Below are 15785 nucleotides of genomic sequence, written 5' to 3' on the forward strand. Positions count from 1 at the left end.
TGAAAGGCTCAAAATACGGGGTCTGATTCGTGGGTTCATGGATGGCTCCTGGGTGCTGCGGCTTCACCAACGCTTGCCGCTCTGGTTTTCCAGCAACGGTTTCACCTTCTGCGAAATTGCCTCGCGCGCCCTGAAAATCCGTGACCGCACTGTACCGATAGGGCAATCCATCGCCTCTGAAATCTCTTCGTAGCTCAGCCCTTCTATTTCGCGTAGGGTAATGGCCTGGCGAAGCTCCTCAGGCAAGGCTTCCATGGCGGCATTGATGATTTCCGCAATTTCCTTGGTGGCCAGCACGGCTTCCGGCGTTTCCGAGCTTGTTAGTTCGTTTTCAAGCGGGGAAGTTTCATCGCTTTCATCGCTTTGGCCCGATTTAAAGGAGTTTTCAGAGACGGTTGGATCCCGTTTAAGGTCCATCAGGGCCTTTTTGGCGGTATTCACCGCAATCCGGTAAAGCCATGTGTAGAACTGGGCCTCGCCCCTGAACTGCGCCAGGGCCCTGTAGGCGCGGATGAACGTTTCCTGGGCGATATCTTCCACCAGGTCCACATCGCGCACCATACGGCCTATCAGACGCTGGATGCGCCGCTGGTATTTGATGACCAGCAGCTCATATGCCTTCTGGTCGCCTGCAACGGTGCGCTCCACCAGCATGGCATCGCTGTCGGTTGCTTTTTCCAGTTGAGGCGGAGGCAGGTCAGCGCTCATGGGTTTTGTGACGTGACTTCAACTGGGCGCATAGACCCCGATACTGCCACAGCCGGCACGGGTTCTGCAGGCCGAAAATCGTGCGGCGATAAGGTGGAAGATGACTTGTGCGGCGAGTAGACCGCCCGGCGCAGGTCCAGCCATCGCTCCGGCATGACGCCGCGCTCCACCCAGAGCCACAGCCGTGCGTGAGCAGAATTTTCAAGCCGAAGCAGTAAGTAGTGTTGAAGATCGGCAAGGACTGAAAGCTCATATTCGGCGACGCCCGCCTGATAACCCGGGCTCTCCCAGCGCCACACTTCGCCATCCCATGCCAAGTGGCCCGCCGGAGAGTTTCGCCAACCAATATGTGCTGCCACACCAGCGCCCAAAGCGGCAGTAAGTGCCAGGCCGATGCGCCAATCCAGCTGACGGTTTCCGTTGAAATACCAGAGCATCGCTAAAAGCAGCCCGGACAGCCATAAACCCAACAAAAGAGTACCCAGAAAACGCGAACGCCCCAGCGGATAAACAACCGGCGGGGCGTTGTGCAGGCTCAAGGCAGGCTGTTGGACGTGCGTGAGCCGGGAAATCAGGCGCGCTTGAAGACCAGCGTACCGTTGGTGCCGCCGAACCCGAAATTGTTTTTGACGGCAACCTCGATTTTTGCGTCACGCGCGGTATTGGCACAGTAGTCCAGGTCGCACTCGGGATCCTGGTTGAAGATATTGATGGTCGGCGGTATTTTCTGGTGATACAGCGAAAGCACCGTAAACACCGACTCAATGCCGCCGGCGCCGCCCAAAAGGTGACCCGTCATGGATTTGGTCGAGCTGACCACCATGTTTTTAGCGTGACTGCCGAACGCCGCCTTGACGGCGTTTGTCTCGTTCAGGTCGCCCAGCGGCGTGGACGTGCCATGCGCGTTGAGGTACTGGACTTCGTCGGCATTGACACCTGCGTTCTTCAACGCCATGACCATGGAGCGACGCGGTCCGTCGACATCGGGCGCTGTCATGTGATATGCGTCTGCGCTCATGCCGAACCCGGTCAGTTCAGCATAAATTCTGGCGCCCCGTGCTTTGGCATGCTCGTACTCTTCGAGAACCAGCACACCGCCGCCTTCGCCCAGCACAAAACCATCACGGTCCTTGTCCCAGGGGCGAGATGCTGTTTTCGGGTCTTCGTTGCGGGTGGACAGGGCACGCGCTGCGGCAAAGCCGCCTACGCCCAGCGGAGAGACGCAGGACTCAGCGCCACCGGCCACCATCACGTCGCAATCACCATATTCAATCATGCGCGCCGACAGGCCGATGGCATGAAGTCCCGTCGTACAGGCCGTTACGACCGCGACATTGGGGCCTTTAAAGCCGAATTTGATGGATACATGCCCGGAAATCATGTTGATGATCGAGGCAGGTACAAAAAACGGAGACACCCGGCGCGGGCCGCGATTGACCAGCTCGGAATGCATTTGCTCGATCATCGGCAAACCGCCTATGCCCGAACCGATATTGCAGCCAATGCGGGTCGCCAGTTCGCCGTCGAGCGCCTCGCCTGTCGGCAAGCCGCTGTCGGCCACCGCCTGGAAAGCTGCAGCCAGACCCAGATGAATGAAGCGATCCATGTGCCGCGCTTCTTTTTCGGGAATGTAATCCGCGATATTGAAGCCTTTGACCTCACCAGCAAATTTGCAGGCAAAGTTGCTTGCATCAAACTGCGTGATCAGATCAATTCCGGGCACACCGGCAATCAGATTGGCCCAGGATTCAGCCACGGTATTACCTACCGGGCTGACACAACCCAGACCTGTCACGACGACACGACGACGGCTCATTCAAAAATCCTGAGAAGAACCCGAAAAGCCCTGGAATGACTTTTCAGGCTTGATGACGGCGGAAGCAGGCGAAAGCCTTGCCTCAAGCCTTTTGATGGGTGTTTGCGTAGTCAATCGCGTTCTGGACGGTGGTGATCTTCTCGGCGTCTTCGTCGGGAATCTCAATGCCGAACTCGTCTTCCAGAGCCATAACCAGTTCTACGGTGTCAAGGGAGTCAGCGCCCAGATCGGCCACAAAGGCTTTTTCGCTGGTGACCTGGCCTTCTTCCACGCCGAGTTGTTCGGCAATGATTTTCTTAACACGTGCTTCGATATCGCTCATAGTTCCCTCTGAGGGTTGTAAATTAATCCGTGATTTTACCGCGTTAGAGTCGTTTCCCTAAGCACCGCGCCGGACGGATAAAAACCGGCTTCGATTTCCCGTGTTTTACCACTGTCAGCCTGCCGTTTTCATGAAACTGCGGGGCTGACGCCTCAAGAGCTACATATACATGCCGCCGTTGACGTGAATCTCCTGGCCTGTGATGTAGGCCGCCTGCGGACTCGCCACAAAGGCCACAGCGTGCGCAATGTCTTGCGGTTTGCCAAGATGGCCCAGCGGGATCTGCCCTAAAAGTGCTTTTTGCTGCTCTTCCGGCAATCCGGCGGTCATGTCGGTCTCGATAAAGCCCGGCGCGACGCAATTGACGGTGATGTTACGCGAGCCGAGCTCGCGCGCCAGTGCGCGCGTCATGCCGGCCACGCCGGCCTTGGCTGCCGCATAATTGGATTGGCCCGCGTTGCCCGAGGCACCAACGACGGATGTGATGCTGATGATGCGGCCGTAGCGCTGCTTCATCATGGTGCGCATCACGGCGCGGCTCATGCGGAACACGGCCTTGAGGTTGGTGTCCAGCACCGCATCCCAATCGTCATCCTTGAGCCGCATTGCCAGCATGTCGCGTGTGATGCCCGCGTTGTTGACCAGCACCTGCAGGCCACCGTGCTCCTTGACGATGGCGTCGATCAGCGCTTCAGCGGCGGTAACGTCGTTCACATTCAGGTTTTTGCCGGCGCAACCCGGGAAAGCCGCAAGGGCTTGGCCGATTTTGGCCGCGCCTTCATCGCTGGTCGCCGTGCCTATCACTTTGAGGCCTTTTTGGGCCAGCTCCAGCGCAATGGCCGCGCCAATACCGCGCGATGCGCCGGTGACCAGTGCGACCTGGCCTTCAAACTTGACTTCGCTCATGCCAGTAACTCCTTCACTTCCGCCAGGGAGGCGGGATCAAACAGGGGGACACCCGTCAATTCGGGATCGATTCTTTTGGCCATGCCGGCCAGCACCTTGCCAGGCCCGCACTCGACCAGCGTCGTGAGGCCGCGTGCCTTGATGGCCTGCACGCATTCCACCCAACGCACGGGGCCGAAAGCCTGCCCGTACAGCGCCGCGCGAATGCGGTCAGCGTCAGTCTCGACGGCTACCTCTACGTTGTTGATGACCGGGATCTTCGGCGCTGCGAACTCGACTGCGGCCAGCTTCTCGCGCAGCTTCTCGGCTGCGGGCTTCATCAGGCTGGAGTGGAAGGGAGCCGACACCGGCAGGGGCAAGGCGCGCTTGGCACCGTTGGCCTTGAGCACTTCGCAGGCTTTCTCAACCGCAGCCTTGCTGCCCGCGATGACAGTCTGCATCGGGTCGTTGAAATTGACGGCTTCGACCACTTCGGTGGTGTTGGCCCCAAAGCTGCGTGCGGCCTCGGCACAGCCTTCAATCACTTTGGAGGCTTCCATGCCCAGAATGGCCGCCATCGCGCCCACACCGACCGGCACTGCGTCCTGCATGGCCTGCGCACGAAAGCGCACCAACGGTGCGGCTTGCGCGAGCGTCAACACGCCTGAAGCCACCAGAGCGGAGTATTCACCCAGCGAGTGGCCCGCGACCGCGGCCGGCGCGGTACCGGTTTCGGCCATCCAGGCACGGTAAGCCGCCACGCCGGCGACCAGCATGACAGGCTGCGTGTTCGTGGTCAGCGCCAGCGCCTCCTTGGGGCCGTCCTTGATCAGTCGGCCGACATCCTCGCCAAGCGCCTCGGAAGCTTCGGCCAGCGCCTGCACAACCACCGGATGGTCGCCCCAGGCGTCCAGCATGCCGACCGACTGCGAACCCTGGCCGGGAAAAACAATAGCAAACGATTTCAAATGATTACTCCATGGGTCGAATTCTTGGATCGCTGAAAAGCATCCGCATGCATTTTAAGAAGATGAACAGTCATTTTTTGAAGCACAGTCTGTCAGACTGACGACGGTATAGCGCCATTGTGCGCACCACGCAGCCGTGCAAAACCCCATCCGACAGCCGATTTGACGCACTGATAGATAGCCGCAACGGCCAGCCAGGGGTCTATCAGGTAGTCCCACAAATTGGTGGACTCCAGCGACCCCGCAGCCCAGGCCAGTAAAGCCAGAGCGATCAGCAAGGGCAGCAAACGAAATCCCCTGGCCCAGCATGCCAGCGACAGCGCCAGAAGCACCGCCCAGAGAACTGGCGAACCCCAGCCCAGCCGGTAGGCATCCCAGTCACCCCAGCCCAGGGCCAACGGGTACAAGAACAATGCGCCCACAGCAAGGACAACACTCACCAGCATGCACTCGCGGGTATCCGTCAAGCGGACGCCCGACAGGCGCTGGTACATGCCAAGACAGGCGAGTGCCACCAAAGAAATGCTCAGGTCCGAGCTGATGCCGCGCACATAGGCCACGAGCGGTAAACGGGCCGGCCCCACCGGGCACCACAGAAGTACAAACACCGCGGCAGTAGCAAACTTGCGCCACAGCGTGGCGCCATGCCGCCAGCTCAGCAGCCGCAGACACCCGGCGCTGAGCACCAGGTTGATGCCGAACAAGGCGATCAGATCATTTGCCGGAGGAAGCATGGCCGGTCGCCGCTTGCGCGGCCTGGAGGGTTTGCAGGGGATCCAGCCGCACGTGCTTGATGCGCGTGCGATGCCAGGTATAGACGAGATGCAGGTAGCCGTCGCGGGTTTGCAGCAAGTAAGGATAAGAAAATTCCTGGGAGCAGCTCTGGTCTCCGCACAACTGGCGCCGGGCACTGGCTACATAGGACTGGGCTTCGCCGTCGCTGGCGCCGCGGGCTTTGAGCTCCTGAGTCAGCAGGCGCTCATAGTCGATGAGGGACGTGCGCAACTGCGGGTTGGCGGACGATTCGACGATCCATGGGCTTAGCCCGTCAAACGAGCCGCCCGCCGCCGTTTGCAACAAGGCCAGCATTTCGCGATTTCGGGGCGCCGGGTTCAGGGCCAACCATTGCGTGCCGATGTTCGTCATGACGCCGGCCACAGCGGAGTCCGGATTGGGCCAGGTGCTTGCATGCGCGCGCGACCAGGTCTTGCCGGCATCCGTGGTATCTGAAGCCATCAGCGCCGTGGCATTGCCTGAGCGCATGTAGACCTGCGCCTTCTCTGGCCCCGAAACCAGCACAACCGGCTGCAGACCGGTGCGACTACCGGGAACGCGAACTTTGTCGACGACCTGGCCCAGAGCGTTGATACGCAGCACTTCTCCGAATTTGGTGACGAACTCGTGGTACACCGGCAAGCCGGTCTCGCCGCTTTCAAAGCTGACGGGTGCTCCTTTGACCAGCGTACTGATGTTCAGGAAGGGCGACGTCACCAGGCGGCGTGGCATGCTCCAGGTCGCGCCTTCATCCGTGGAACGCGCCCAGCTGATAGAGCTGCCCGCCCATCCGCCCAACGAAACGTTGACCATCCACAGGCAGAGTGAACCATCGGGCGCGCGGGCGATCACCGGATTGCCCAGTTTCTTGACATAGCGCCACAGGCCCTGCTGAAGTGTTTGACGGTTGAACAGCGTGCTTTCCGCGCTCCAGCGCAGACTGGCGGGGTCCATCACCGCGGTCTGGATGGTGACATCCCCCGCGCCTTCGCGCGAGCCCGAAAACCAGACCGCGCGCAAGCGACCATCGCGCAACTCCACGAGGGAAGCTGCATGCACAGCCTGGCCGGGAGAAGATGAGACAAATTGCGCATCAAAACGAAAGCGGCCGTCCGGCGAAAGTTGCTGTGCCGGCAAGCCCGCGCGAGGCAAGGACTTGACGGCATCAGCTGAAGGGCTGGACGGCAATGCCGCAAAAGGGGTGGCCGGTGGGCGCTGCAGGATTTTCCACCCAGCCAGGACGAAAGCCAGCACCAGCAAGGCTGCTGCAAGGCGATCCCATGCACCGGACGGTCTGAAATTCAAATGCCCACCTGTCTGTGAAAGCCTGGCAGATGGGTGGGAGCCACTCAATAGTTGAGAAGCACCGCACCCCAGGTAAAGCCGCCGCCCACACCTTCGAGCATGAGTGTGTCGCCTTTTTGGATCTTGCCGCTGCGCACGGCCACATCCAGCGCGAGCGGGATAGAAGCCGCGGAGGTGTTTCCATGCTGGTCGACGGTGACAATCAGCTTCTCGAGTGGCATCTTCAGTTTCTTGGCCGTGCTCTGCATGATGCGGATATTGGCCTGGTGTGGAATCAGCCAGTCGATGTCGGCATCGGTCATGTTGGCTTTTGCCAGCGTAGCGCGCGCGGCGCTTTCGAGCACACCCACAGCCAGCTTGAACACCGCCTGACCGTCCATCTTGAGCAAGGGGTCGCCCAGGATCTGACCACCCGAGACATTGCCCGGCACACACAGGATGCCGACATGCCTGCCGTCGGCATGCAGGTCGCTGGCAAGAATGCCGGGCGTGTCCGAGGTTTCGAGCACCACGGCGCCGGCGCCATCGCCAAAAAGCACACAGGTGGTCCGGTCTGAAAAGTCCAGGATGCGCGAGAACACTTCAGCGCCGATCACCAGCGCTTTGCTGGCCGAACCGGTGCGGATCATGGCGTCGGCCACGGTCAATGCATAGACGAACCCGCTGCACACAGCTTGCACGTCAAAGGCCGGGCAACCGGCGATGCCCAGTTTGTTCTGCAAAATGCAGGCTGCCGAGGGAAACACCATGTCCGGGGTCGAGGTCGCCACGATGATGAGGTCGATATCGGCAGCCTGCAGACCCGCGGCCTGCAGGGCATTTTTGGCGGCTTCTACACCCAGGTCGCTGCTGGTCACGTCGGACGCGGCAAAGTGGCGGGCCCGGATGCCGGTGCGCTCCACAATCCATTCATCGGAGGTTTCTACACCCCGGGTCGCCAGGTCGGCGGCCAATTCGGCATTGGTCAGTCGGCGCGGCGGCAAATAACTACCGGTGCCGGTGATGCGTGAGTAACGGGTCATTAATAAGTGGCCGGTGTTGAGACTGCTGAGTCAACTGGCATTGAGGAGGTGTCGACAGGCGCACCAGCAGGGGGCGCCGCCTGCGCTGCCACCAGCAAAGGGGCCGCATGGGCTATGCGTTCGCGCACTCTCTCAAGCAAATTGTTCCGAGCCGCATCATAAGCCCGATTCAGCGCCGTCTCAAAAGCAAAGGCGTCCGCTGAGCCGTGGCTTTTGAAAACCAGACCTTGAAGACCGAGCAGGGCGGCGCCGTTGTATCGCCTGTGGTCAACCCGATTTTTAAACGCAGTTAGCACCGGATAAGCAATGATGGCCGCAATTTTTGTCAAAACATTGCGGGAAAACTCAGCTTTTATGAAGCCGCCGATCATGCTTGCAAGACCTTCACTAGCCTTGAGCGCGACGTTGCCCACAAAACCGTCACAGACGACGATATCGGTCGTTCCCTTGAAAATATCGTTACCTTCGACATTCCCGTAAAAATTCAAATCACCGGAATTAGACGCAGAACGCAACAATTCGCCGGCTTTTTTTATAATTTCACTACCTTTTATCGCCTCTTCGCCAATATTGAGCAGGCCGACACTGGGCGTGGGGTTGCTGGCGATGGCTGCCACAAGGGCGGATCCCATCACGGCAAACTGCAGCAGGTGATCTTCGGTGCAGTCGACATTGGCACCCAGGTCCAGCACCGTGGTGGCGCCGCCCAGGGCATTGGGCAGCTGGGTAGCAATGGCCGGACGGTCTATGCCCTCCAGGGTTTTGAGGACATAGCGGGCAATGGCCATCAAGGCGCCGGTATTGCCGGCCGACACGGCCGCCTGGGCCACACCATCCTTGACCTGGTTCATCGCGACCCGCATCGAGGAGTTCTTCTTGCGCCGCAAGGCGATCTCGATGGGATCGTCCATGGTGACGATCTCGCTGGCCGGAACGATCTGGCAGCGCGGATGGGCTTGAAGGCGGGGGTACAACGGGTGCCCGGCGAGGACTTCAGGCTGGCCGACCAGCACCACAGCAGCATCCGGATGACCATCCAGGAATGCCAGGCTGGCCGGGAGCGTGACGGCTGGACCGATATCGCCGCCCATGGCATCGACAGCGATCCTGATCATGGGGCGACCGGTGCAGTCAAGAGAGAGTGGAATTCAGACAAAAGAAAGGCCCGCAGGATGAGTGCGGGCCCATGCTCAAAGCGTGGAATTACGCTTCGGATTTGGTTTTCAGCACCTTGCGGCCACGGTAAAAACCGGTAGGGCTGATGTGGTGGCGCAGGTGGGTTTCGCCGGTGGTGGATTCCACGGCAATGCCTGGCACGGTGAGTGCGTTGTGCGAGCGGTGCATGCCGCGCTTCGAAGGTGACTTTTTGTTCTGCTGGACGGCCATGATCCGCTCCTGATGGGGTGTAAGGTTGGTAAATTACGCACCAAAATCCGAGTTCAGACAGCTGGACCTGAATATCGGCCCAAGGCGGTCTAAACGCCATGTCACCGTATTCACCGCATTGGTACGCGAAGCCTTTGATTATAGCTCGATGCGAGAGAAATTTCATCACCTCAACCCGCGACTGGTGAAATGCCGACAAATCCAGGAGCTTTACCTGAGAAATATGTAATTCTAAATTACTACTTTTTTGCTTTAAGCTGCGCCAGAACCGCAAAGGGATTGGGTTTTTCACTACCCTCGTCCACCGAATCTGCATTGTCACCAAGGTCGCCCGCCTGCAGTTTGGGCGCGACAGGACACACCTCGTGCATGGGCACCAGCGGCAGGGCCATCAGCAATTCATCTTCCAGCACAGCGAGCAAATCGAACTGGGGCTCCATCACCAGCAAATCCTCTTCAGACTGGTCGTCCTCGGCCATGGCAATGTCTTCATTGGCCACAAAGCGGTACCACTGGTCCACCTCTACAGGTGTGGCAACCACACCCATACAGCGCTGGCAGGTTAAAGGCACAACGGCCTCAGCCGTCAGATGCAACCATACGTCGTCTTCAACGCCCGGGCGTGGGCGCAATTCGCCGACCGCCTGCCATTTCACTGCCGAATCAGCCTGCAACCCTTGCGCTTCGTGCGCAAGGCGCTCCATATTTCGTAGCAAAGTAGTCTCGGAAAGCGCCACGCCATCCTGGGCGAAAGCGGTCATGTTGAGTCGGTTGGGCTGCAGGGATCTGGACATGTGTGCAGTGTAAGAGAATCAAGGCATGAATCCTGTCTCCGACCCTGCCGCAATCTCCAGACACACCGGGCAAAACCGCCCCCTGATTTTGGGCTCGACCTCCCGCTATCGCCGGGAATTGCTGCAGCGGTTGCATATCCCGTTTGAGGTGGTCGCGCCCGACGTGGACGAAACGCCCCATGCCGGCGAACTCCCTGGCCCACTGGCCGAGCGGCTGGCCCTGGCCAAGGCCCGGGCTGTCGCCAAGGCATTTCCCGACGCGGTTGTCATCGGTTCCGACCAGGTTGCAGACCTCGACGGCCAGCCGCTCGGCAAGCCGGGCACCCACGAAAACGCCGTCATCCAGCTGCGCCGGATGCGAGGGCAAACCGTCATTTTTCAGACGGCTGTGGCCGTCGTGTGCCTGGACAGCGGTTATGAAGCGCAAAGTCTGGCCGCAGTGAGGGTGAAATTCCGCGCGCTGACGGATGACGAAATTGAAAACTACCTGCGCACCGAGCAACCGTACGATTGCGCGGGCAGCGCCAAAAGCGAAGGCCTCGGCATCGCGCTGCTTGAATCGATCGACAATGACGACCCGACTGCGCTGATCGGCTTGCCGCTGATCCGCACCTGCAGGCTCATCGAAGCCGCAGGCGTGAAGTTGCTTTCAGCCCGCGGGAGCCAGCCATGAGCGGCGCAACAAAAGGGAAACTTTACCTGGTGCCCGCACCGCTTGACTTCGGCTGCGACGACCTTGCCCCTCTGCAGGATGTCATGCCGCTGGGCACCGTGCAAATCGCCGCCAGGCTCTCCTGCTGGATCTGCGAAAACGCGAAAAGCACGCGCGCCTACCTCAAGCGTATCGACGCGCTGCAGCCGCTCAGCACGCCGCTGCAGTCGCAGCAAATCCAGGAGCTGCCACGGGAGGTTCACAAAAAAGGCGACCACACCGGCAACTTCGACGCGCGCCCCCTTTTGATGGCGGCCGTGGAAAGCCGCGACATGGGCCTGGTCAGCGAAGCCGGCATGCCTGCCATTGCCGATCCCGGATCCTCGGTGGTACGCGCCGCCCATGACCTGGGGCTGGAGGTTGTGCCGCTGACGGGCCCGATGTCGCTGATGCTGGCGCTGGCAGCGAGCGGTCTGAACGGTCAGAATTTTGCGTTTGCAGGCTACTTGCCGCAGGCACCGGCCGAGCGCGTCCAGCGTATCCGGGAACTGGAATCCCTGGCACTCAAATCCGGCCAGACCCAGCTCTTCATCGAAACACCCTATCGCAATGCGGCTTTGTTCCAGTCGCTGCTGCAAACACTGCAGGGCAACACCCGGCTGGCGCTGAGCTGCGGCCTGACGATGACCAAAGGCTGGTCCCGCAGCGCGCAGGTCAGCGGCTGGAAACGCGACAAACTCCAGGCACCACTGGAATTGCCAACCGTTTTCTGTATCGGCCGCTAGAGCGCCAGACAGGAACAAAAAAGCCCGCGCGAAGCGGGCTTTTTGGCAAGGGCCATCACCTTCTCAAGAGGTCGTCCTAGCGAAGCGCCGGAATCGCCTTGAAGGCCTTCATTGCGCCTTCGCCCATCGCCGCGCCAAACTTCTTGGCCAACCGTTCGGCCACATTGTCGCGACGGGTGTAGTCAATGATCTCGTCGGTCTTGACCACTTCGCGGGCCACATACTCAAGGTTGCCGAGCTGGTCGGCCAGGCCCAGTTCCACCGCCTGCTGGCCGCTCCAGAACAGGCCGCTGAACATCTCGGGCGTTTCCTTCAGGCGTTTACCGCGGCCGGCTTTGACCACCGCGATGAACTGCTGGTGGATCTGGTCCAGCATGGCCTGTGCAAAGACCTTTTGTTTTTCACTTTGCGGGCTGAACGGATCAAGGAATCCCTTGTTTTCGCCGGCCGTCAGCAAGCGGCGCTCCACGCCCAGCTTGTCCATCAGGCCTGTGAAGCCAAAGCCATCCATCAGTACACCGATGCTGCCCACAATGCTGGCCTTGTCGACGTAAATCTTGTCGGCCGAAACAGCGATGTAATAAGCGGCGGAGGCGCAGGTTTCTTCGACCACAGCGTAAACCGGCTTCTTGTGCTTGGCCTTCAGGCGCAGGATTTCGTCGTTCATCATGCCGGCCTGCACCGGGCTGCCCCCCGGCGAATTGATCAGCAGCACAACCGCCTTGGCGCCTTCGTCTTCAAAGGCGGCACGCAGCGCAGCGTTGACGAACTCGGCGCTGGCGTCGGCGCCCGCGGCGATTTCACCCTTTATTTCCACCACGGCCGTGTGCGGAACAGTCGCATCGCTGGCAGGCGTGCCGCGGTGCAGTGCCATCCATACCAGAGCGATGAAAAACGCCAGCCAGGACAGGCGCACAAAGGTTTTCCAGCGTCGCGTGGCTTTTTGTTCGTTGAGCGCAGCAAAAGCCAGTTTCTCAAGCGTCGCGCGCTCCCAGCCGGGGGCGGAAGGGTCAACGGCGGATTTTCTGGCCTGGGGATAAGGCGGAAGGGATTCCGGCTGGTTGGGCCGGAAATCCGATTCGCGCAGCGAATCAGAGTCCATGGGAGGGTCGGGGCGATGGGGGTCGTTCATGGGCGATAGTTTAGAGAGGTATTAGAACTGTAGCGGTTTAAGGTTGTAAGCAGAATGCCAATAAACAACCCCTTCAATTTCTGAAAGCTCGATTTTGACCAGCCCTCCCTGGCAAGGCCCGCCGGCGCACAGGCCGGTATCCGGACGGTAAACGGCGCCATGGCTGGCGCATAAAAGCCACTGCCCCCCGGTATCAAACACCCGGTTGGGCTGCCAGTCCAGCTCCATCGCGACATGGGTGCAGCGATTGAGATACGCGTGGACCATTCCTTCGTAACGGACCGCAAAGGCGCGGCAGGTCTGCCCGGCATAAATGACGTCGAACGGCACTGCCAACCCGCCTTCAAGCAGGTCGCGGCTATTGCACAAAGCTTGCCGGGGTTCCGTGGACGTCATCGAAAACTACCCGTGGGCCAGCAGCCAGTCGTGCAGTTCCTGCACCGAATGCGCGACATGGCGCGGCGACAGCGCGGTAAATGTGTCCGGCTCATGCGCGCCATAACTCACTCCCACACTGGCACAAGCAGCATTGACCGCCATCTGGAGGTCATGGGTGGTGTCGCCCACCATCAGCACGCGCCCCGCGGGAATACCAAACTCCGCCATGAGCTCATGCAGCATGCGCGGATCGGGCTTGCCTGCCGTCTCGTCAGCCGTGCGGGATCCGTCGAACACGCCCTTGAGCTCTACGGTGCGCAGTACTTCGTCAAGGCCGCGGCGCGACTTGCCGGTGGCCACCGCGAGCAGGTGACCGCGCGCTTTCAGGGCGTCGAGCAGGGGAAGCACGCCCTCAAACAGGCTCAGGTCGTCGTAATGCGCAGCATAGTGATGGCGGTAGCGCTCGCCCAGTTGGGGATACTTTTCGGGGGGTACATCAGGCGCGGCATGAGCCAGCGCCTGCATGAGGCCCAGGCCGATGACGTAGCCGGCTTCCTTGTCGGTGGGGACCGTGCCGCCCACATCACGCACCGCGGCCTGGATACAGCGCACGATGATTTTGGTCGAATCAAACAGCGTGCCATCCCAGTCGAAAGCGATCAGATCGAAATTTCGGGTTTGCATGGAGATATTGTCTTAGGGAAGGCCTGCCTATGCGCGCACATGGACATACATTGAAATGCAGGCGTCAGTTGTTCCGGCTTTTACGGAGCCACCACGACGAGAACCCGTGAATTGCGCCCAACAAGACGCTTGTCAGGTCGAGCACCGTCAAATGGAACAGCGGTCCATAGTTTTCAAGAAACCCCCACCCTGAGTCGTCGAACGGATGCCGGTTGTGGGGATTGTAAAAATACAGTGCATCCCATCCCTGCGTCACTGTCCCTGGATTCAAGGTCACAAAAGCGCACACACAAACCACCAGGCAGATTGCCGATCTGGAAACAACAAAACGAAACGCAGACACGGCGTTCAAGGAAGGCACCACACGCCTGTTCAACAGCCAAAAAACCGCGGCCGCCAAAAGGGTGGGGAGCGGAAACAGAAGCATCGTTTCAACATTCCCCCACGACACCCAGAACATGAATTCCGTCAGAAGCGGCCAAAAGATGACCGAGGGCACTTCGCTCCACCGGAATTCGCCGCGCCCAAGCTCACCTGCCACCAGGTAATACGCCACACCGTACAGGGCAGGACCGGAAAAAACAAACATCAGCACTGTTCCGGCCAGGCCGCTGAACCTTCCCCGTATCGGCTTGGCTGCACTGTTTGAGCCAGGCGCTTCATGGCCCCTGTGAATCATGTGGAAACCTGCGCCGGCAAAAACTGCTGCAGCTCAGGCGGCAAAGGCGCCTGCAGGTGCACGACCTTGCGCAGTTTGGGATGGTTAAATTTCAGGCTCCAGGCGTGCAGAAACATGCGTTTGAGCGATGCCGTGCCCGGGGCGGACCTCTGCAGCGCCCGGTTCAGTTCAAAGTCTCCGTATTTGTCGTCACCGGCAATCGGATGCCCCTCATTGGACAGATGCACGCGGATCTGGTGCGTGCGGCCGGTCTTGATTGTGACTTCGAGCAGGGTGAAGGGCGTTGCGGGCGCCAGCGGACTGGCAGGAAAAGCCGACTTGACCTTGACCAGCGTCACCGAACGCATGCCGTCGGGGTGGTCGTTGGGCACCACCTTCACACGCCGCTCGCCATCGGGCAATAAATACTTGTGCAACGCCTTGTCGATCACGCGGTGATTGGCCGGCCAGTCGCCGCCGACCAACGCCAGGTAGACCTTGTCGGTTTCACGCTCCCGGAACTGCTCCTGCAGCAGCTTGAGCGCCATGCGCCGCTTGGCGATCAGCAAGATGCCGCTGGTTTCGCGGTCCAGCCGGTGCACCAGCTCCAGAAAGTCAGCCTCGGGCCTGGCCATGCGCAGCTGTTCGATCACGCCGAAGCTCACGCCGCTGCCGCCGTGCACAGCCACACCGGCCGGTTTGTCGATGGCCAGCACAAAGTCGTCTTCAAACAGAATCGGGAATTCGCGGGACGGCGCATAGCCGCCCGTAGTCGAACTCGCGCCGTGGCGGGCGATTTCCTGGGCCATGGCCTCGGCCTTTTGCCCGGCCCGCTCAGAGGTGCGAACCGGCGGCAGGCGCACGATGTCGCCGGTCTCCACCCGCGTATCGGCCTGCGCCCGGCCCTTGTTAACCCTCACTTCACCGCTTCGGATGATGCGGTAGACATGGGTTTTGGGCACGCCCTTGAGTTGGCGGATCAGGAAATTGTCGAGGCGCTGGCCCGCATAGTCTTCATCTACCGTCACCAGCGTGGCCTGCGGCGAGGCCGGGGCCGCCGCCGGTGGAATGGATGGTGCCGGGGTGGGCGCGGACACGGCTGCGGGCGGCCATACCGGTGTTTTCCCGGGTTTCCTTGCCAAGCCCTTTGCTGACCCTATAATGTGTTTCACTAGCGATGCGCTGTAAGTGGTTGATTTGTCTGGAGTTTAGTCCACGCAAGTCCCCGGCCCTGAAAAGGCAAACAAGCAGCCTCGCTGGAAGGTCGATGCCCACGCCGGCAATTGCCCGCAAGCGACGAGTGCCAGGCACCTCGCGGCGAGCGTCTTTGCACGGTAGAAGAGTCGACGTTTTGCGAACAACACTACGGAATACCATGTGTGCAGCCCAAGTCATGAACAACAGGCTGCATGCGGATCCAGTCGAGATCAAGTCCTTAACGGTAGCCCTCTGATGACAACACTGGTCAGTCTGATTTATATGTGCCTGCGGCGCCTCACGACATTCGTGGGCCCTG

The 15785-nt window shown here is 60.2% G+C and carries 19 protein-coding genes; 2 read left to right on the forward strand and 17 right to left on the reverse strand.

All coding sequences use genetic code 11. The annotated features are described in order from the left end of the window. Positions 1-63: 63 nt before the first annotated feature. From rpoE to AC1DZE_RS15715, 12 genes are all read right to left on the reverse strand, one after another. The gene (rpoE, locus tag AC1DZE_RS15660; RefSeq protein WP_457279382.1) at positions 64-708 is read right to left on the reverse strand and encodes an RNA polymerase sigma factor RpoE; all 645 of its coding nucleotides are present in this window, start codon (positions 706-708) and stop codon (positions 64-66) included. Then, a complete protein-coding gene (locus AC1DZE_RS15665) occupies positions 705-1247 on the reverse strand; it encodes a hypothetical protein (RefSeq protein ID WP_477674176.1) in 543 nt (180 codons plus the stop codon). The genes rpoE and AC1DZE_RS15665 overlap by 4 nt, the downstream gene beginning before the upstream one ends. A 32-nt stretch (positions 1248-1279) precedes the next feature. Continuing rightward, positions 1280-2524 (reverse strand): beta-ketoacyl-ACP synthase II, encoded by a 1245-nt coding sequence (fabF, locus tag AC1DZE_RS15670; RefSeq protein WP_457279384.1) that lies wholly within the window; start codon positions 2522-2524, stop codon positions 1280-1282. 82 nt (positions 2525-2606) lie between these two features. Continuing rightward, positions 2607-2846 carry an acyl carrier protein gene (gene acpP, locus AC1DZE_RS15675; protein WP_011484542.1) on the reverse strand — a complete coding sequence of 80 codons (240 nt, stop codon included), beginning with the start codon at positions 2844-2846 and terminating at the stop codon, positions 2607-2609. Positions 2847-3005: 159 nt separating this feature from the next. Then, positions 3006-3752 carry a 3-oxoacyl-ACP reductase FabG gene (gene fabG, locus AC1DZE_RS15680; protein ID WP_457279385.1) on the reverse strand — a complete coding sequence of 249 codons (747 nt, stop codon included), beginning with the start codon at positions 3750-3752 and terminating at the stop codon, positions 3006-3008. After that, complete coding sequence (fabD, locus tag AC1DZE_RS15685) at positions 3749-4699, reverse strand: ACP S-malonyltransferase (protein ID WP_477671318.1); 951 nt, start codon at positions 4697-4699, stop codon at positions 3749-3751. The genes fabG and fabD overlap by 4 nt, the downstream gene beginning before the upstream one ends. Before the next feature lie 92 nt (positions 4700-4791). Continuing rightward, positions 4792-5433, reverse strand: a complete 642-nt coding sequence (locus AC1DZE_RS15690; protein ID WP_477671317.1) for a hypothetical protein — start codon at positions 5431-5433, stop codon at positions 4792-4794. Next, positions 5414-6778, reverse strand: coding sequence for a sialidase family protein (locus AC1DZE_RS15695; protein ID WP_477671316.1), 1365 nt, complete (start codon positions 6776-6778; stop codon positions 5414-5416). Before AC1DZE_RS15695 ends, AC1DZE_RS15690 begins: the two co-directional genes overlap by 20 nt. A 44-nt stretch (positions 6779-6822) precedes the next feature. Beyond that, the gene (locus AC1DZE_RS15700; protein WP_477671315.1) at positions 6823-7800 is read right to left on the reverse strand and encodes a beta-ketoacyl-ACP synthase III; all 978 of its coding nucleotides are present in this window, start codon (positions 7798-7800) and stop codon (positions 6823-6825) included. Beyond that, on the reverse strand, positions 7800-8915 hold the full coding sequence (gene plsX / locus AC1DZE_RS15705; RefSeq protein ID WP_477700267.1) for a phosphate acyltransferase PlsX: 1116 nt from the start codon (positions 8913-8915) through the stop codon (positions 7800-7802). Before plsX ends, AC1DZE_RS15700 begins: the two co-directional genes overlap by 1 nt. An 88-nt stretch (positions 8916-9003) precedes the next feature. Beyond that, positions 9004-9186, reverse strand: coding sequence for a 50S ribosomal protein L32 (rpmF, locus tag AC1DZE_RS15710; protein WP_007873878.1), 183 nt, complete (start codon positions 9184-9186; stop codon positions 9004-9006). Between the two features lie 239 nt (positions 9187-9425). Beyond that, the gene (locus AC1DZE_RS15715) at positions 9426-9947 is read right to left on the reverse strand and encodes a YceD family protein (protein ID WP_477700268.1); all 522 of its coding nucleotides are present in this window, start codon (positions 9945-9947) and stop codon (positions 9426-9428) included. Between the two features lie 58 nt (positions 9948-10005). Between AC1DZE_RS15715 and AC1DZE_RS15720 the strand changes: the two genes are divergently transcribed. Both AC1DZE_RS15720 and AC1DZE_RS15725 read left to right on the forward strand, forming a co-directional pair. Further along, the gene (locus tag AC1DZE_RS15720) at positions 10006-10653 is read left to right on the forward strand and encodes a Maf family protein (protein ID WP_477672396.1); all 648 of its coding nucleotides are present in this window, start codon (positions 10006-10008) and stop codon (positions 10651-10653) included. Continuing rightward, positions 10650-11417: an SAM-dependent methyltransferase gene (locus AC1DZE_RS15725; RefSeq protein ID WP_477671311.1), complete on the forward strand. Its 768-nt coding sequence runs from the start codon at positions 10650-10652 to the stop codon at positions 11415-11417. The genes AC1DZE_RS15720 and AC1DZE_RS15725 overlap by 4 nt, the downstream gene beginning before the upstream one ends. Positions 11418-11493: 76 nt before the next feature. Here the strand turns inward: AC1DZE_RS15725 and AC1DZE_RS15730 are convergent, their stop codons facing one another. The 5 genes from AC1DZE_RS15730 to AC1DZE_RS15750 all read right to left on the reverse strand — a co-directional run bounded on the left by AC1DZE_RS15730 (position 11494) and on the right by AC1DZE_RS15750 (position 15441). Continuing rightward, positions 11494-12549, reverse strand: a complete 1056-nt coding sequence (locus AC1DZE_RS15730; protein WP_477671310.1) for a S49 family peptidase — start codon at positions 12547-12549, stop codon at positions 11494-11496. Positions 12550-12570: 21 nt separating this feature from the next. After that, a complete protein-coding gene (locus AC1DZE_RS15735) occupies positions 12571-12945 on the reverse strand; it encodes a Rieske (2Fe-2S) protein (protein WP_477671309.1) in 375 nt (124 codons plus the stop codon). 6 nt (positions 12946-12951) lie between these two features. Then, on the reverse strand, positions 12952-13611 hold the full coding sequence (locus AC1DZE_RS15740) for an HAD family hydrolase (protein ID WP_477672394.1): 660 nt from the start codon (positions 13609-13611) through the stop codon (positions 12952-12954). A gap of 64 nt (positions 13612-13675) precedes the next feature. Further along, the gene (locus AC1DZE_RS15745; protein ID WP_477672393.1) at positions 13676-14200 is read right to left on the reverse strand and encodes a hypothetical protein; all 525 of its coding nucleotides are present in this window, start codon (positions 14198-14200) and stop codon (positions 13676-13678) included. 86 nt (positions 14201-14286) lie between these two features. Further along, entirely contained in the window at positions 14287-15441 is a 1155-nt protein-coding gene (locus tag AC1DZE_RS15750) for an RluA family pseudouridine synthase (RefSeq protein ID WP_477700269.1), read from the reverse strand. Positions 15442-15785 lie beyond the last annotated feature (344 nt).

The sequence above is a fragment of the Polaromonas sp. P1_F1 genome (assembly GCF_056405795.1).

What these genes read in the sequence shown, in the direction of transcription:
- rpoE (WP_457279382.1), bottom strand. Translation starts at nt 708, where the DNA reads ATGAGCGCTGACCTGCCTCCGCCTCAACTGGAAAAAGCAACCGACAGC.
- fabF (WP_457279384.1), bottom strand. Translation starts at nt 2,524, where the DNA reads ATGAGCCGTCGTCGTGTCGTCGTGACAGGTCTGGGTTGTGTCAGCCCG.
- acpP (WP_011484542.1), bottom strand. Translation starts at nt 2,846, where the DNA reads ATGAGCGATATCGAAGCACGTGTTAAGAAAATCATTGCCGAACAACTC.
- fabG (WP_457279385.1), bottom strand. Translation starts at nt 3,752, where the DNA reads ATGAGCGAAGTCAAGTTTGAAGGCCAGGTCGCACTGGTCACCGGCGCA.
- AC1DZE_RS15690 (WP_477671317.1), bottom strand. Translation starts at nt 5,433, where the DNA reads ATGCTTCCTCCGGCAAATGATCTGATCGCCTTGTTCGGCATCAACCTG.
- AC1DZE_RS15700 (WP_477671315.1), bottom strand. Translation starts at nt 7,800, where the DNA reads ATGACCCGTTACTCACGCATCACCGGCACCGGTAGTTATTTGCCGCCG.
- plsX (WP_477700267.1), bottom strand. Translation starts at nt 8,915, where the DNA reads ATGATCAGGATCGCTGTCGATGCCATGGGCGGCGATATCGGTCCAGCC.
- rpmF (WP_007873878.1), bottom strand. Translation starts at nt 9,186, where the DNA reads ATGGCCGTCCAGCAGAACAAAAAGTCACCTTCGAAGCGCGGCATGCAC.
- AC1DZE_RS15715 (WP_477700268.1), bottom strand. Translation starts at nt 9,947, where the DNA reads ATGACCGCTTTCGCCCAGGATGGCGTGGCGCTTTCCGAGACTACTTTG.
- AC1DZE_RS15720 (WP_477672396.1), top strand. Translation starts at nt 10,006, where the DNA reads ATGAATCCTGTCTCCGACCCTGCCGCAATCTCCAGACACACCGGGCAA.
- AC1DZE_RS15725 (WP_477671311.1), top strand. Translation starts at nt 10,650, where the DNA reads ATGAGCGGCGCAACAAAAGGGAAACTTTACCTGGTGCCCGCACCGCTT.
- AC1DZE_RS15730 (WP_477671310.1), bottom strand. Translation starts at nt 12,549, where the DNA reads ATGAACGACCCCCATCGCCCCGACCCTCCCATGGACTCTGATTCGCTG.
- AC1DZE_RS15735 (WP_477671309.1), bottom strand. Translation starts at nt 12,945, where the DNA reads ATGACGTCCACGGAACCCCGGCAAGCTTTGTGCAATAGCCGCGACCTG.
- AC1DZE_RS15740 (WP_477672394.1), bottom strand. Translation starts at nt 13,611, where the DNA reads ATGCAAACCCGAAATTTCGATCTGATCGCTTTCGACTGGGATGGCACG.
- AC1DZE_RS15745 (WP_477672393.1), bottom strand. Translation starts at nt 14,200, where the DNA reads ATGTTTGTTTTTTCCGGTCCTGCCCTGTACGGTGTGGCGTATTACCTG.